Raw genomic sequence first — 16,754 nt, forward strand, 5'->3', positions numbered from 1 at the left:
ATTTTTGAACTCATCGGGAGGTATCGCCATGAACACGCAATTCATTGAACAACTCGCCAACAACCAGCGCAAAATTTCGGAAGCCTGGCTCGCCATCGCCAACCAAAACTTCGCGCTCGGCGAAAAGCTCACCAACATCACGCTCGAAATGCTGCGCGGCAACATGGAGCGTTTCGCGCAACAAAGCCAAGCGCTCGTGACGCAAAAAGATCCGCAAGCTGCGTGGCAAGAGGTGCAGAAATTCGTCACCAGCAACGTCGAAGAGCTGGTGAACCAGCAGCGTCAAGTCGCGGAGCTTTTGAAACAGCACCGCAACGAGCTCAGCAAGGTCGCCGAAGAGCAGATCAACGCAATCAACAAAGAGATCGCAGAGCTCCTCGACAACCTGGCCAAATCGGCCCCTGCGGGTTCGGAAGTCGCGATCAACGCCGCGAAGTCGGCATTGGCCGCTACGAGCGCTGCCTACGAAAACATTCAGAAAGCGTTCCAGCAGGTGAATGAAATCGTCGAAGCGAACCTCTCCGCCGCGGCGAACGCCGCGACCAAAGCGGTGAGCACCGCTGCGCAAACCGCGCAAAAAGCGCAACCGGCTGCGGGCGCGAAGAAGTCGGCGTAATGCGCGGCTGACACCACACCGGTTGTGGGGGTGCGTGCAGATCACCTGAGCGTTGCCCTCAGTTCCAGGATCCTCAACGCCCTGTTTCGTGCAGGGCGTTTTGTTTGGCAAAAGCGCCGCTCCTTTGTTACGATTTCGCTTTTGTTGCGACGAACCGGCCATGCGTCTGAGATTGCTGTTGCTTGTTCCGTGCGCGCTTGCACTCACTGCCTGTGGCGTCAAAGGGCCATTGACCCTGCCGCCCAAACAACCGAGCCCCCAAGGGGATTCCGCACATGAGGCGCCGCGGATGCACCCACCCACTGCTGCAGCAGCTGCACCAACCCAAGCAACCCCATTGGAACCCAGCCACGATCATGACGCCGTTTGACCTTTTTCCCATGCCGACCCTCTCTCGCCGAAATGGGACGCTCATCTTGGAAGCAACCCCATTGACTGCGATCGCAGAAAGCTACGGCACACCCTGCTACGTCTATTCCGAAGCGGCGATCCGCGCGGCGTGGGCAGCCTATCGCGAAGGGCTGCCCCCAGAAGCCGGCACGATCCATTATGCGGTCAAGGCGAACAGCAACCTGTCGATCCTGCGCCTTTTCGCCGAGCTCGGCGCGGGCTTCGACATCGTCTCGGGTGGCGAACTCGAACGGGTGGTCGCAGCAGGCGGAAAACCGGAAACGGTGGTTTTCTCCGGTGTCGGCAAAGCCGTCTGGGAGATCGAACGCGCACTCGAACTCGGCATTGGCGCGTTTCACGTCGAGTCGCTCCCCGAACTCGAACGCATCGCGACGATCGCGCACGCGCACGGTGTCACGGCACCGATCAGTTTCCGCGTCAACCCGGACGTCGACCCGAAAACCCATCCCTATATCGCCACGGGTCTGGCGCGCAGCAAATTCGGTGTCACTCTTGACGAAGCGTGCCTCGGCTACCGGCAAGCGATGGACCATCCCGCGTTGTCCGTGGTCGGGGTCGCCTGCCACATCGGCTCGCAACTGATTGACGACGCGCCACTCATTGAGGCCGCGGAACGAATCCGTCGTTTTGTCGAAGAGCTCGCTGATGAGGGCATTCGGCTCACCACGATCGATCTCGGCGGTGGCATCGGGATTCGCTATCGCGACGAATCGCCGCTGGACGTCGCCCAAACGCTGCGTCGCCTGCGTGCGGTTTTCGCTGGTCGTCCCGAACGGCTCGCTGTCGAGCCCGGTCGCTCCCTCGTCGGTGCGGCGGGGCTGTTGCTCACCCGTGTCGAATACGTCAAAATCCGCGATGACCATACCTTCTTCGTCGTCGACGCCGCGATGAACGACCTGATGCGACCGGCACTCTACGAAGCGTGGCATGAGATCGTCCCGGTCGTCGACCGCCCCGAGTGCCTGCCGCGTACTGGCGACGTCGTCGGGCCGGTGTGCGAAACGGGGGATTTCCTTGGTCTGGGCCGCACGCTCGCTGTCGCAGTGGGCGACCTGCTTGCCGTTCTCTGCGCAGGTGCCTACGGCATGACGATGAGCTCGAATTACAATACCCGCCCCCGCGCCGCCGAGGTTTTGGTGCGCGACAGCAGCCACCAGCTCATCCGACCCCGTGAGAAACGGGAGCAACTGTGGGCGGACGAGTTCGCGCTGCTGCCCAACGCGTAAGGCGCGGCGTCCCGACGATGGCGAAAAAGGGGCCCCAGGCGCGCGCTCCACTTGCCTGCCCGCTTGCTTTTTTGCTGCTTCTCCTGCCCGAACTGCTACTTGCTGCGGGATTGCCCAGCGCGGTCGCCAAAACCCTTACCCAAGCGGGTATCCCCACCGAATCGCTCTCCGTCTGGATCGCGCCGCTTGACGGCCGCGACGGGCCAAAACTCTACTACCACGCGGACACCCCGCGCAACCCCGCTTCGGTGATGAAGCTCATTACTACCTTTGCCGCGTTCGAAACCTTTGGCGCGAGCGCACGATGGCAGGTCGTGTTGCAAACCCGTGCCGAATGGCAGGGAGAGACGCTCTATGGGACGCTTGAGCTCGTCCACGATGGCGATCCGGCACTCACTGCCGAGTGGTTGTGGACGCTCCTTCGCACCGCACGCGCGATGGGCATTCGTCGCATCGCGGGCTTTACCGTCACTGCGCCCGCGCTTCGTCTGCCGCACTGGGACCCCAACGCGTTCGATGGGCGCGGACAAGCCCCCTATACCCAAGGACCGGCGGCGGCGCTCGCGCACTTCAACGCGATCGTCGTGACCCTTACCCCACACCCTGACGGAACAAGGGTGGTCGCCACCACCCACCCTCCCCTTCCTCTGCCGCTCGATACCCAAGCCCTAACTGCTGTGCCAGGGGGATGTCCGCAAGAGGTGCGCCATTTGGTTGAGGCAACGTTCGTCTCCAACCGCCTCGTGCTCTCTGGGCGCTACCCGATCGCGTGCGGCACCCAGACGTTGGCGCTCGCGCCGCCAGACCCGAACCGTTACGTCGAATGGCTCTTGACCGCGATCTGGCAAGAACTGGGCGGGACGATCGACCCAAAATTGGCACGCCCAGAACGCGCGCGCGCCCCGTTTCGCATCGCGGCGAGCGAATCGCCGACCCTCACCGAAATCGCGTATCAGATGAACAAATGGTCGAACAACGTGATCGCACGTCAGCTGCTTGCCCTCATCGGGTACGAAACTGCGCCCGATGCTTCGGACCATGTCGCAGCCGGACGCGACGCAGCGTTGGCGCTTCTGCGTGCGCGCGGGATCGACGACGGCCATACGGTGATCGACAACGGTGCAGGACTTTCGCGCACCGCACGCATCACGGCTCGGACACTCGCGCAACTCCTCACCTATGTGTCGCAACAGAACTACGCTGCCGAATTTTTTGCCGGGCTTCCACGCCTCGGGGAAGACGGTACCGCACGACGTCGGTACCACCACCATCCGCTCGCCGGTGACGCACACGTCAAGACCGGGACGTTGCGCGACGTACGGGCGCTTGCCGGGTATGCACGGGACCGCAACGGCAGGCCGTACGTGGTCGCGATCCTGCTGCAACACCCCAACGCATCCGCTGCCGCTTCGGTTTTTCCCCTGCTTCTGACGTGGTTGGCACAACACGGCTGACCACCGCTGCGCGCAACGAATAAACGCCAAATCCACCGCTGGGTTTGGCGTTTTGCGAAGCGCTGATCGGTGAGGAAAAACCCGCAGCGCGTTCGGATCGCGGGGCGCCTGTGGCCGCGGGCGTGACGGCGCTATTGCGCGCCTTCTTCGGTTGTGGCGCCTTCCGTGGATGCCGCGCCGCGTTCCTCCTGCGCGACCCCTTTGAGCGAAAGTTTGATCCGGCCGCGATCGTCGGTCTCGAGCACTTTGACGCGGATTTTTTGCCCCTCTTTGACGTAATCGGAGACATTATTGACGCGCTCGTTCGCGATCTGTGAGATGTGCAACAGCCCATCGCGGCCGGGGAGGATGTTTACGATCGCACCGAAGTCGAGAATCTTGAGGACCGTCCCTTCGTACTCTTTTCCGACCTCGACTTCTGCGGTGATCGCCGCAATGCGCTCTTTCGCTGCGTCGATTCCAGCGGCACTCGAAGAGGAGATGGTCACGGTACCGTCTTCGGCGATCTCGATCACCGTACCGGTCTCTTCCTGCAGCGCCCGGATCACCGCCCCGCCTTTGCCGATCACGTCGCGGATCTTGTCGGGATGGATCTTGATCTGTGCCATGCGGGGGGCGTAGGCAGAGAGCTCACCGCGCGCTTCGCCCATCGCCTCGCGCATCAACCCCAGGATGTGCAGACGCGCCTCTTTGGCTTGCGCGAGCGCCACCTGCATGATCTCTTTAGTGATCCCTTGGATCTTGATGTCCATCTGCAGTGCAGTGACGCCATCCTCGGTTCCCGCGACCTTGAAATCCATATCACCAAGATGGTCTTCGTCGCCAAGGATATCGGTGAGGACTGCGAAACGGTTCCCCTCTTTGATGAGCCCCATCGCCACTCCTGCGACATGCTTCTTGAGGGGCACCCCTGCGTCCATCAACGCGAGTGACGACGAACAGACGGTGGCCATCGAACTCGACCCGTTCGATTCGAGGATTTCGGAAACGACGCGGATCGTATACGGAAACGCTTCCTGGCTGGGGATGAGCGCTTTCAGCGCCCGTTTCGCCAGGTTGCCGTGGCCGATTTCACGCCGCTTGGGAACCCCGAAACGCCCGGTTTCGCCGGTCGAAAACGGCGGGAAATTGTAGTGGAGCATGAACGGTTCGCGGTATTCGCCCGCCAGCGCGTCGATGATCTGCTCATCCCGCCCCGTTCCGAGCGTCGCCACCGCCAGCGCCTGGGTTTCGCCACGGGTGAACAGGCACGAACCGTGGGTGCGCGGCAAAACGCCGACACGGATGTCGATGGGGCGCACGGTGCGGGTATCGCGCCCGTCGATGCGCGGTTCGCCCGCGAGGATGCGGCCGCGAACGATTTCCGACTCCAGGTCGAAAAGGATCGCGTTGATTTCGTTGAGGGACGGCATCGGCTCGAACGATTCGAGCACCGCTTGCGTCACGTCGGCGCGAATCGCCTTGAGCGCGTCGTTGCGCGCCTGCTTGGCTGGAATCGCGAACGCTGCCGACAGCCGCTCATGCGCCAGTTCCCGGATGCGCGCTTTGAGCGCTTCGTTGGGCTGCGGCGGCTGCCAATCCCAAGCGGGTTTGCCCGCTTCGGCAACCAGTTCGCGGATCGCTTCGATCGCGACCTGCATCTGTTCGTGGCCAAAGACCACCGCGCCGAGCATCACCTCTTCAGGAAGCTCTTTCGCTTCCGACTCGACCATCAGCACCGCGTTTTCGGTACCTGCGACGACGAGGTCGAGCGCGCTCGTTTTGAGCGCGCTTTGCGTTGGGTTGAGTACGTATTGGCCATCGATGTACCCCACCCGGCACGCCCCCACGGGGCCTTGGAACGGAATCCCGGAAAGCGAAAGCGCCGCGCTTGCAGCGATCATCGCCGGAATATCGCCGTCTATCTCGGGATTGAGCGACAACACCTGGACGATCACCTGCACTTCGTTGGTGAAACCGTCCGGAAAGAGGGGACGAATGGGGCGGTCGATGAGGCGCGACGTCAAGGTCTCTTTTTCGCTCGGACGCCCTTCCCGCTTGAAAAAGCCGCCAGGGATACGCCCCGAAGCGTAAAACTTTTCCATGTAATCGACGGTGAGCGGGAAGAAATCTTGCCCCTCTTTCGCCTCTTTGGCGGCGACGACGGTGGCGAGCACCACCGTTTCGTCCATGTCGACCAGCACGGCACCGCTTGCTTGGCGTGCCATTTCCCCCGTCTCGATGCGAACGGTGTGCTGGCCAAAGGTAAAGGTTTTGCTGACTGCTTGTGGCATAGCGTTTTGTGTCTCCCGAAACCGAAGAGCCCTCGTCGGGGACGAGGGCTCTTCTTCGTGTGAATAAGCGGTTATTTGCGCAGCCCCAGACGTTGAATCAGGGCAAGGTAACGGTCAGGGTCGGTCCGCTTCAGGTAATCCAAGAGCCGCCGACGCTGTGAGACCATTTTCAACAGACCACGACGCGAATGGTGGTCTTTCTTGTGGGTAGCGAAATGCCCTTGCAACCCGTTGATACGGGCAGTAAGGAGCGCCACCTGGACTTCCACCGAACCGGTGTCGTTTTGGCCGCGACCGAATTCGGCAACGATTTTCGCTTTGGTTTCTTTATCCAGCATAACGGTACTCTTTCACATCCTCAAAGGTTCGGTTCCAGACAACGTCATTCCCGATGGCTTCAGGCAGCGTTGGCGAAGAATGCAGTAGTTTAGCAACAACTCGCTTGGGCGACAAGACCCCAGCCTGCAGCTGCCATTCGCCGACACCCAAAAACCGGTAACCGGTCCCGTCGCGAAGGTAGACGCGAACCGATAGTGCCCGTTCCGTTGCGCGCAGTTGCACCCCGCTGTTTGATTGCGGTGCCAAGCGATGTGCATTCGTGCGCTCGCGAAGCGTCACCGGCTGCCCGTGCCGAAAACGCTCGGCCTGGTCCGAGTCCAGAGCGATTGCAGGCAGGTGACGAACGAGGGTGTCGACCGGCAGCAGCCGCGCGCGCGCGTGTTCCGAAGGAAGTGCGCACCACGCCGCCAGCGACAAAGCTGCGTCACACGAAAAGGGCCCAACCGCGTCGCGGTGCAGCTGATCGACGTGCGCCGGAACGCCAAGCGTCGTCCCGATCGCTTCGGCCAGCGCGCGGATATAGGTCCCTTTGCTGACGGTGGCGCGCAGCACCGCGCGTTGCGCGGCTTCATCGAACGCGATACATTCCATCAGGTGGATCGTCACCCGCCGCGGTTCCCGCGCCACCGTCTCCCCTTCGCGCGCCAACTGATAGAGCGGTTTACCGTCCCGCTTCAACGCCGAGACCATCGGTGGAATCTGTTCGATTTCACCCAGGAATTGGGGCAATACCGCCTGCAGCGCCGTTTCGGTCACCGAAGTTTCCGCAGTGCGCACGACCGCACCCGTCGCGTCACCGGTGTCGGTCGCTGCGCCGAAAACCACGCGAAACGTATAGGTCTTGTCGGCCTCCAACCACGCTTGGGCGAATTTGGTCGCTTCACCAAACGCGATCAGCAACAACCCCGTCGCCATCGGGTCGAGCGTTCCGCCGTGCCCCGCTTTCGCGGCGGCAAGGTGGCGCCGCAGTTGCTGCAACGCCTGGTTGCTCGAAAGGCCGCTCGGCTTATTAAGGAGCGCAACCCCGTCAATCGCGTCGCTGTGTCGCGCCATCGTCACGCTCCGCTATTTCATCCGTTCGCACTACGTCGCTTGCGCGTTCGGCTGCGACGCGGTCGATGAGTTGCGTGAGCGCAACGCCGCGCTCAATCGACGTATCGTGGAAAAAATGGAGCTGTGGCACCTTATACGTGGTCAATCGCTTCGCCAAATGCTGGCGCAGGAAACCTTTGGCACGTTCGAGCCCGGCAATCGCCTCGCGAACCCGTTCCGCCCCTTCCCAACTGGAGAGGTACACCTTCGCGTGCGACAGATCGTTCGAGACCTCGACCGCGGTAATCGTGACCACGCCAACGCGCGGGTCTTTTACCTCGCGCCGGATAAGCTCGGCCAGGTGCTGTTGGATCGCATCCGCAACGCGTCGGGCGCGGGGAAAGTCTTTGGGCATCGATCGCTCCTTACAGCGTGCGTGCAACCTCTTTCACTTCGAAGACCTCGATCTGATCACCTTCCTTGATATCTTGGAAGTTCTTGATCGAAAGCCCACACTCGTAACCCGCTTTGACCTCACGCACGTCCTCTTTGAACCGTTTGAGCGAATCGAGTTCGCCTTCGTAAATCACCACGTTGTCGCGCAACACCCGAACGCGGGCGTTGCGGCGTACCACCCCTTCGAGGACGTAGCAGCCAGCGACGGTTCCCACTTTCGGCACGCGGAAGGTCTGGCGCACTTCGACGAGCCCCAAGGTCTCTTCCTTGCGCTCAGGCGACAGGAGGCCGGCCATCGCCGCTTTGACTTCGTCGACCGCATCGTAAATGATGTTGTAGTAGCGGATGTCGACGTCGTAGGTCTCGGCCAGTTTGCGGGCGTTCGCGTCGGCCCGCACGTTGAAACCGATGATCACGGCGCCAGAAGCCTGCGCCAGGTTCACGTCGCTTTCGGTGATCCCGCCCACGCCGGTATGGACGACCTGCACCTGAACTTCGTCGGTGGAGAGCTTGGTGAGCGCTTGGGAAAGCGCCTCGGCAGAACCCTGAACGTCGGCCTTGACGATGATCGGCAATTTCTTGACATCGCCCTGCCCCATCTGGTCGAAGAGGTTTTCCAGTTTGAGCGCTTGGCTCTTCGCCAGTTTCTGTTCACGATACTTGCCTTGGCGGTAGAGGGCGATCTCCCGTGCTTTCCGCTCGTCCGGCAAGACGTAGAACGCTTCACCCGCTTGCGGCACCTCCTCGAGGCCCAGGATCTCCGCGGGCATCGAGGGGCCTGCTTCGTCGATCTGCCGCCCGGTTTCGTCGAGCATCGCGCGCACACGACCCCACGTGGCACCCGCCAAGACGACGTCCCCTTTGTGAAGTGTCCCGCTTTGCACCAAAACGGTGGCAACCGGCCCGCGCCCGCGGTCGAGCCGCGCTTCGATCACCAACCCTTTCGCGGGGCCCGTTTTCGGCGCCTTGAGCTCGAGCACCTCGGCCACCAGCAGGATCGACTCCAAGAGATCATCGATGCCTTGCCCGGTCTTCGCCGAGACATTGACGAAAATGGTGTCCCCACCGTACTCTTCCGGAATCACCCCTTCGGCAACCAGCTCCTGGCGGACACGATCCGGGTTCGCTTCGGGCTTGTCGATTTTGTTCACGGCGACGACGATCGGCACGCCGGCTGCTTTGGCGTGGTGGATCGCCTCGCGGGTCTGTGGCATCACGCCGTCATCAGCTGCAACGACCAGGACGACGACGTCGGTTGCCTGCGCCCCACGGGCCCGCATTGCGGTAAACGCCTCGTGGCCCGGAGTATCGAGGAAGGTCACCACCCCTTTGGGCGTCTCGACGTGGTACGCGCCGATGTGCTGGGTGATGCCCCCTGCTTCACCGGCAGCCACTTTGGTGCGGCGGATATAGTCCAAGAGCGACGTCTTACCGTGGTCGACGTGCCCCATCACCGTGACGACCGGCGGCCGCGGTTCGGGTGTCCGGTCGAGTTCGGCGCCAAACGTTTCCAGGAACGCGTCGGGGTCGTCGAGTTTCGCTGCAACCGCCTTGTGCCCCATCTCTTCGACCGCGAGCATTGCGGTCTCTTGGTCGAGCACCTGGTTGATCGTCGCCATCACCCCCAATTTCATCAACGTCTTGATGAGGTCGACCGCTTTGACCGCCATCGCGTGCGCCAATTCGGCCACCGTGATCGTTTCGGGAACATGGACTTCGCGCACGATCGGTTCGGCGGGGGCTTGGAAACCGTGGGCTTCGTCGCGCTGCTGGCGTTTGGTGCCCTTCTTCTTGGTTCCTTTCCCTTTCCAGCCGCTCTCGCCATCGTCGAGCGCGCGCACCTTGAGGCCACCCTTGCGGTTGGCCCGCTCTTCGCGCTCTTTCTCCTTGTTTTTCTTGCCTTTCTCTTTTGCCTTCTTGGCCGCATCCGCTGCTACCGCAGCAGGGGTCTCTGATAAAGCGCTACTGTCCGCTTCGGGCTTCTTCTCCTCCTCAGCGGCAGCCTTTTCGGCAGCCTCTGCTTGTTTGGCTGCCTGCCGCGCCGCTTCACGCGCCCGACGTTCGCGCAGTTCCGCTTCCTGAATCGCGCGCAGTTTCGCTTGCCGCTCGGCTTCGAGGCGGCGCCGCTCGAGCTCTTCCGGAGACAAAACCGGGTGCAAAGTCCGATCCTTCGCAACCGCTTCGGTCGGCTTCGCCTCTTCTGCTTTCTGCGCTTTCGCTTTGCGCTTGGCACTGCCTTTACCCGGCTCAGCGACCCGCTGCGTCTTGCCGTCCGCTTCCGGGGCCTGAGGTGCAGCTTCTGGCTGCGCCGCCTCGGTGGGTGCGTTCGATTCCGCCTGGGCGGATACGTCGGTCACATCACCCTGCGGCACGGCAGCCTTCTCTTCCGTAGTGGAAGAACCTACTGCTTCCGTTTGCGTGCGCGCGCTTTCTGGGATTTTTTTGCTCGGTTGGGCAACCGCTTCGGCAACCGGTAAGGTTGCGTGTGCCGTTTCCGTTTTGGCTGCATCTAAAGCGTGCGCTTGTGGCTCGGAAACGCTCGGTGCCGGCGGGGGCGTTTCGCCAGCACGCAGTGCGGCTTCCACCTTCGCTTTCTCTTCCTGCGTCTTCGCCAGAATTGCTTCTTTCTTCACCAAGACCCTTTTTTTGCGCACTTCGACCTGCACCGTGCGAGCGCGCCCAGAGGCATCGGTCGCTCGGATCGCAGTGGTCTCCTTGCGTTTGAGCGTGATGCGTTTCTCACCCGCAGCACCGTGTTGGCGCTTCAGGTAATCGAGGAGTTTGGCTTTGTCGTCTGCAGTGAGGGGACTATCGGGGCCCTCGGCAGCCACTCCGGCTTCCCTCAATTGGGTGATCAGTTTGGCAACAGGGACGCCCAACTCTTGCGCAAAGGCTTTGACGTTTTCGGTATCCATGGCGGCTCCTCCCTTATTCGAACCAGTGGGCGCGCGCCTGGCTGATCAGCGATGCGGCCCGGTCAGCGTCGATCCCTGTGATCTCGACCAATTCGTCGGTTGCCAGCTCGCCCAGATCGTCGCGCGTGACGATGCCGGATTTGGCCAGTTTGACCGCGATTTGACGATCCATCCCTTCCAATGCCAACAACTCGGGCTCCAGTTTCTCGATCGCCTCCTCTTCGGCGATCGCGTCGGTAAGCAACGCGTTGCGCGCGCGCTCACGCAACGCTTGCACGATCTCCTCATCGAGCCCTTCGATCTCCAGCATTTCCGCGATCGGAACGTACGCGACCTCTTCGAGCGTGGTAAACCCTTCGTCGATCAGCAGATCGGCCAGATCGTCGTCGACGTCGAGTTTTTCCATGAAGAACTGGCGCAACGCCTGTCGCTCCGCCTCTTTGCGTTCGAGCGACTCCGATTCGCTCATCAAGTTGATCGTCCAGCCGGTGAGCTCGGAGGCTAGCTTGACATTCTGCCCGCCACGACCGATCGCGATCGCCAGGTTGGCGTCATCGACCACGACGTCCATCGCGTGCTTCTCTTCATCAACGACGATCGAAACCACTTCTGCGGGCTGCAGCGCAGCAATCACGAATTGCGCTGGATCCGGCGACCAGACGATGATGTCGATGTGCTCCATCGCGATCTCTTGCCGCACCGCCATCACGCGCGTCCCTTTCATCCCGACGCACGCCCCCACCGGGTCCAGCCGTGGATCATGCGAATGGACGGCGATCTTCGAGCGTAGGCCCGGGTCGCGTGCGCACCCTTTGATCTCGATGATCCCTTCTTCGATCTCCGGCACCTCTAATTCGAAGAGCGCGACGACGAATTCGGGCGAACTGCGCGACAAGATGATCTGGGGCCCGCGCCCCTGACGGTCGATCCGTTTGACCACCGCCCGCACGCGGTCACCGACGCGCAACACTTCGCGCGGAATCATCTCTTCCCGCGGTAACAGCGCTTCCAACCGCCCGATCTCGACGAAGGCGTTCCCACGCTCCATGCGCTTGATCACGCCGGTGACCAGGCGATCGTCGCGTTCCAGGAACTCTTTGAGCATCTGCTCGCGTTCCGCGTCGCGAATCTTTTGCAAAATGATCTGTTTCGCGGTTTGCGCGCCGATTCGTCCGAGCTCGACCACTGGGATCTCTTCTTCGTAGTAGTCGCCCGGCTTGATGTCTGGCTTGAGCTCGCGGGCGTCGATCAGTCCCATTTCCCGTTCGTCGTTCTTGACTTCGGCATCGGGCAGCACCAGCCACCGGCGCCACGCGCGATAGGTGCCGTGCTCGCGATCGATCTCGACCCGTACGTCGGCGTCTTCATGCAGATGCTTTTTCGTGGCCGAAGCAAGCGCCGCTTCGAGCGCGGAAAAAACCACCTCCTTCGAGACATTTTTTTCGTGCGCCAACGCATCGACCAAAAGCAACATTTCCCGACTCATCGCAACGTCCTTTCCTTCATTCTTTTCATTCGAAGCGCGGCACCAAGCGCGCTTTGTCCAGCATTTCCCACGCGATCACGACCTCGACGCCGTCGTCCAGCATCAGGGTCACCGATTGGTCGGTAACCTGGGCGATCTGCCCTACGAAATTGCGCCGCCCGTCGATCGCTTCCCGGGTACGCAACTGTGCCCGTTCCCCCAGGAACCGGGCAAAATGGGCCTGTTTTTTCAACACCCGGTCGAGCCCGGGGGAAGAGACCTCCAAACGGTCGTAGTCGACCCCTTCGACCTCGAAGAGGTGCTGCAGTTGGTTACTCACCCGCTCACAATCGTCGAGCGTGATCCCGGTGGGCGCATCGATGAAGACGCGGATGAGCCGCCCCCGCGGGCTCAATTCCAAATCCAGCAGCTCGTAGCCAAGCCCTTCGGCTACGCGTTCGATCATCTGTTCCAGGTTCATAAGACTCACAAACAAAAAATGGGCGTTATCGCCCATTTTCCGAAAAAGAGACGGAAACGGCGAAGCGGCAGTCAGCCACTTCGACAATCTCTATTATGATAACCCAAATCGCGACAAAAGGCTAGCCTACCCAGCGACGCGCGTTGGCAAAGAGCCGATACCAGGGGCTTTTCTCGCCGAGCCCCTCTGGCGCCCAGCTCCACTGCACCGTTCGGAAGGCCCGCTCCGGGTGCGGCATCAAAATCGTGAACCGTCCGTCCGCTGTCGTGAAGCCATTGAGCCCGCCCGGCGAGCCGTTCGGGTTGAACGGGTAGCGCTCGGTGGCGCGGCCATAATGGTCGATGTAGCGAATCGTTGCCAACGCTTGGTGTTGCCGCTCCGGATCCTCCCAATGCGCACGCCCTTCTCCGTGCGAGACGACGATCGGTAACCGCGCCCCGGCCATATCGGTAAAGAGGATCGAGGGGCTGGGCAATACCTCGACCATCGCGAAACGCGCTTCGAACCGTTCGGAACGGTTCGCGACGAACTTCGGCCAGTGTTCCGCTCCCGGGATGATCGGCGCCAGGTGCGCCATCATCTGACAGCCGTTGCAGACCCCGAGCGCAAAGGTGTCCGGACGGGCAAAAAATTCGCTGAACTGCGTTTTCAGCGCGTCGTTGAAGAGGATTGCCGTAGCCCAGCCACGCCCGGCGCCCAGCACGTCGCCGTATGAAAACCCGCCACACGCGGCAAGCCCTACGAAATCGCTGAGATGGCGCCGCCCCGCAATGAGGTCGCTCATCGTCACGTCGACCGCCTCGAATCCTGCCGCGTCGAATGCAGCGGCCATCTCACGGTGGCTGTTTACCCCCTGTTCGCGCAAGATCGCAACCCGCGGACGCACGCCGGTGGCGACGAACGGGGCAGCGGGATCTTCATCGGGGTCGAACGTAAGCACGCAATGAAGCCCCGGATCTTGGGCATCGCCCAACGCCTCGAATTCCGATTCGGCACAGGCTTCGTCGTCCCGTAAGCGCGCGATGCGCCGGCTCACTTCACTCCAACGCTGCCACAGCGCGGTTCGCTTCTCGTGAAAGAGGAGCGCTCCTTCCAGCCAGATCCGCAATTCGTCGTAGGTATTGAGGGTTCCGACGAAATGGAACGTCAGCCGATATTTCTGCAAAATCGCGAGCACCGCATCGCGATCGCTGCGCCGAATCTGCACGAGTGCACCCGGCGCTTCGCTAAATAGCGCGGCAAGCGCCGCGTCGTTGCGCCGCCCAACCACCGTGTCGTTGCGCTTGGTGTAGTCGATGTCGTGCGTGGCGCGGTCATACGCCAGGGTGTCGAGCTGCAGCGTCACCCCCACCCCTGAGGCGAACATCATCTCGGCCGCGGTCGCCAACAGACCGCCATCGGAACGGTCGTGGTAGGCCAGGATCAGATCGTTGGCTTTGAGCGCCTGCAGCGCTTCCCAGAACGCCACGAGGGTTTCCGGCGCGCAATCGGGGGGGGTTTCTCCTTGCGAATCGAACACCTGCGCAAAAATCGAGCCACCCAAGCGGTTGCGTGCGCCGTCCAAGTCGATCAGCAGCAGTTCGGTTTCGGGGGTGTCGCGATCGAGCACCGGGGTGAGGGTCCGCCGAATGTCGGCGACCGCGGCAAAAGCGGTACAGATCAGGGAAACGGGTGCGATCACCGTTTTGGCTTCCCCCGTTTCGGGGTCTTGCCAGACCGTCTTCATCGACAACGAATCTTTGCCGACGGGGATCGCGAGACCGGACGCGACGCAGAAATCACGCGCCGCCTGCACGGCACGGTAGATGTTGGCATCTTCGCCGCGGTGCCCTGCAGCGGCCATCCAGTTTGCAGAGAGCTTCACCGTGGTGAGCGGTCCGCGCACGTCCGCAGCCCCCAGGTTGGTGACCGCTTCAGCAATCGCAAGCCGAACCGACGCCGCAGGATCGTTGATCGCTACCGGCGTGCGTTCGCCCATCGCCATCGCCTCACCGGCAAATCCGATGAAATCGGCAGCGGTCACCGCGACGTCGGCAACCGGCACCTGCCAACGCCCCACCAGTTGGTCTCGCGCGGTCAAGCCACCGACGGTGCGGTCACCGATCGTGATCAGGAACTTTTTGCTTGCCACTGCCGGATGCGCCAGGACGCGCATCACCGCGTCGCGCACGTCGATCGCAGTGAGATCGAACGGCGGCAAGAAGATCGTTCGGCTGGCTACCACCCGCTTCATGCGCGGTGGTTTGCCAAGCAGAACTTCCATCGGGAGCGCTACGGGATCGTTGCCAAAAAGGCGGTCGTGTACCCGGAGCATCCCATCTTCGGTCGCCTCGCCAACCACCGCGAACGGGCACCGTTCCCGGGCACAAATCGCCGCGAACCGCTCCAGTTGCGTCGGATCGATCGCCAGCACGTACCGCTCTTGCGCCTCGTTACACCAGATTTCACGCGGGCTCATCCCGGGCTCTTCGATGGGCACCTCGCGCAACTCGATCGCAGCGCCCAGTCCCGCCCCATCGACCAGTTCGGGAAGGGCGTTCGAAAGCCCCCCGGCACCCACGTCGTGGATCGAGAGAATCGGGTTCTCTGCCCCCAGCGCCCAACAACGGTCGATCACCTCTTGGCAGCGGCGCTGCATTTCCGGGTTGTCACGTTGCACCGACGCAAAATCGAGTTCCGCGTCGTTCGCGCCCGTCGCCATCGACGAAGCCGCACCGCCCCCGAGACCGATGAGCATCCCCGGTCCACCCAACTGCACCAGGAGCGTTCCGGGGGCAAAGCCGACTTTGTGGCTCTGTTCCGCTGCGATCGCTCCTAAACCGCCTGCGATCATGATCGGTTTGTGGTAGCCGCGCACCTCGCCCTGGACTTCACGTTCGAACGTCCGAAAGTAGCCACACAGATTGGGACGCCCAAACTCGTTGTTGAACGCCGCGGCGCCAAGCGGCCCCTCGATCATGATCTCGAGCGGCGACGCGATCCGATCGGGCTTGCCGTAGGGTTTTTCCCACGGCTGGACGAAATCGGGTAAGTGCAGGTTCGAGACGGTAAAACCCGAGAGCCCCATTTTCGGCGAGGCGCCCCGCCCGGTTGCCCCTTCGTCACGAATCTCGCCGCCCGCCCCAGTCGCGGCACCCGGATAGGGAGCAATCGCAGTGGGGTGGTTGTGGGTTTCGACTTTGCCCAAAAAATGGGTAGTGGTTTCGTGCGCGCGCCAGACCCCGTCCTGATCCGGAAACCACCGCGCCACGGTCCGTCCGGTGAAGACCGCCGCGTTGTCGGCGTACGCGACCACCGTGCCCTCCGGATGCGCCGCATGGGTATCCCGGATCATCGCAAAAAGCGACTGCGCCATCGGCCGACCGTCGATTACCCACTCGGCATTGAAAATCTTGTGACGGCAATGTTCCGAATTGGCTTGCGCGAACATCGTCAGTTCGACGTCGGTGGGATCGCGCCCCAGTTCGGTGAAAGCGGCGAAGAGGTAATCGATCTCGTCTTCGGACAGGGCAAGCCCCCATTCGCGGTTCGCCCGTTCGATCGCGGCACGCCCCTCGCTCATCACCGGCGCGGTGGCGAGCGGTTTCGGGGAATAATGGGCAAAGAGCGCCTCTCCTGTCTCGGGGTCCTTCAGGATCGATTGCGTCATCCGATCGTGAAGCAAGGCAGCGACTCCGGCTTGTTGCTCGTCGGTCAAGCTGCCCCATTCGGTAACACGAATCGCCGTACCGTGTTCGATGCGCTTCACCGCAGTCAACCCACACTGGTGCAGGATTTCGGTGGCCTTCGACGACCACGGTGAGATCGTCCCCAGCCGCGGCGCCACCAGGAATCCTTCGCTCCAACGAGGCGTTTTTTGCCGTTCTCCCTGCAAAATTTGGGCCAAACGCGCATCCAACGACGTCTCATCCCCGTGGTCCGGCGCCATTTCGAGCCAATACCACGCGTACGCGGTCAGCGTCACACGGGTGCCCAACGCACGCGATACGCGCGCACTCGCGCTCGCTTCGCGCGCCGCAGACCAGGTTCGGGAACCAAGGAAATGCCAAATCGTCATTGCAGAAGCAGGCATGCCGAAACGCCTTT

At 62.0% G+C, this 16,754-nt stretch carries 12 protein-coding genes; 4 read left to right on the forward strand and 8 right to left on the reverse strand.

What is annotated here, in order from left to right; all coding sequences use genetic code 11:
• The first annotated feature begins 28 nt into the window (after positions 1 to 28).
• The 4 genes from ACYQ4Z_RS05630 (at position 29) to dacB (ending at position 3,707) form a co-directional block, all read left to right on the forward strand.
• Positions 29 to 616 carry a phasin family protein gene (locus ACYQ4Z_RS05630; protein WP_219971690.1) on the forward strand — a complete coding sequence of 196 codons (588 nt, stop codon included), beginning with the start codon at positions 29 to 31 and terminating at the stop codon, positions 614 to 616.
• A gap of 160 nt (positions 617 to 776) precedes the next feature.
• Positions 777 to 986: an LPS translocon maturation chaperone LptM gene (lptM, locus tag ACYQ4Z_RS05635; RefSeq protein WP_459860309.1), complete on the forward strand. Its 210-nt coding sequence runs from the start codon at positions 777 to 779 to the stop codon at positions 984 to 986.
• Positions 973 to 2,253: a diaminopimelate decarboxylase gene (gene lysA / locus ACYQ4Z_RS05640; RefSeq protein ID WP_459860310.1), complete on the forward strand. Its 1,281-nt coding sequence runs from the start codon at positions 973 to 975 to the stop codon at positions 2,251 to 2,253. The genes lptM and lysA overlap by 14 nt, the downstream gene beginning before the upstream one ends.
• Before the next feature lie 17 nt (positions 2,254 to 2,270).
• Positions 2,271 to 3,707 carry a D-alanyl-D-alanine carboxypeptidase/D-alanyl-D-alanine endopeptidase gene (gene dacB, locus ACYQ4Z_RS05645; RefSeq protein ID WP_459860311.1) on the forward strand — a complete coding sequence of 479 codons (1,437 nt, stop codon included), beginning with the start codon at positions 2,271 to 2,273 and terminating at the stop codon, positions 3,705 to 3,707.
• 131 nt (positions 3,708 to 3,838) lie between these two features.
• Here the strand turns inward: dacB and pnp are convergent, their stop codons facing one another.
• From pnp to purL, 8 genes are all read right to left on the reverse strand, one after another.
• Positions 3,839 to 5,980 (reverse strand): polyribonucleotide nucleotidyltransferase, encoded by a 2,142-nt coding sequence (gene pnp, locus ACYQ4Z_RS05650; protein ID WP_119335325.1) that lies wholly within the window; start codon positions 5,978 to 5,980, stop codon positions 3,839 to 3,841.
• A 71-nt stretch (positions 5,981 to 6,051) separates the two neighbouring features.
• Positions 6,052 to 6,318 carry a 30S ribosomal protein S15 gene (gene rpsO / locus ACYQ4Z_RS05655; protein WP_119335326.1) on the reverse strand — a complete coding sequence of 89 codons (267 nt, stop codon included), beginning with the start codon at positions 6,316 to 6,318 and terminating at the stop codon, positions 6,052 to 6,054.
• Positions 6,308 to 7,372: a tRNA pseudouridine(55) synthase TruB gene (gene truB, locus ACYQ4Z_RS05660; protein WP_459860312.1), complete on the reverse strand. Its 1,065-nt coding sequence runs from the start codon at positions 7,370 to 7,372 to the stop codon at positions 6,308 to 6,310. Before truB ends, rpsO begins: the two co-directional genes overlap by 11 nt.
• Entirely contained in the window at positions 7,347 to 7,766 is a 420-nt protein-coding gene (gene rbfA, locus ACYQ4Z_RS05665; protein ID WP_119335328.1) for a 30S ribosome-binding factor RbfA, read from the reverse strand. Before rbfA ends, truB begins: the two co-directional genes overlap by 26 nt.
• A 10-nt stretch (positions 7,767 to 7,776) precedes the next feature.
• Entirely contained in the window at positions 7,777 to 10,722 is a 2,946-nt protein-coding gene (infB, locus tag ACYQ4Z_RS05670; protein WP_459860313.1) for a translation initiation factor IF-2, read from the reverse strand.
• A gap of 13 nt (positions 10,723 to 10,735) precedes the next feature.
• On the reverse strand, positions 10,736 to 12,208 hold the full coding sequence (nusA, locus tag ACYQ4Z_RS05675) for a transcription termination factor NusA (protein ID WP_219971744.1): 1,473 nt from the start codon (positions 12,206 to 12,208) through the stop codon (positions 10,736 to 10,738).
• 25 nt (positions 12,209 to 12,233) lie between these two features.
• Positions 12,234 to 12,668, reverse strand: coding sequence for a ribosome maturation factor RimP (gene rimP, locus ACYQ4Z_RS05680; protein ID WP_438438058.1), 435 nt, complete (start codon positions 12,666 to 12,668; stop codon positions 12,234 to 12,236).
• A gap of 121 nt (positions 12,669 to 12,789) precedes the next feature.
• Positions 12,790 to 16,740, reverse strand: coding sequence for a phosphoribosylformylglycinamidine synthase (purL, locus tag ACYQ4Z_RS05685; protein ID WP_459860314.1), 3,951 nt, complete (start codon positions 16,738 to 16,740; stop codon positions 12,790 to 12,792).
• Positions 16,741 to 16,754 lie beyond the last annotated feature (14 nt).

This window comes from Hydrogenophilus hirschii (assembly GCF_054656675.1).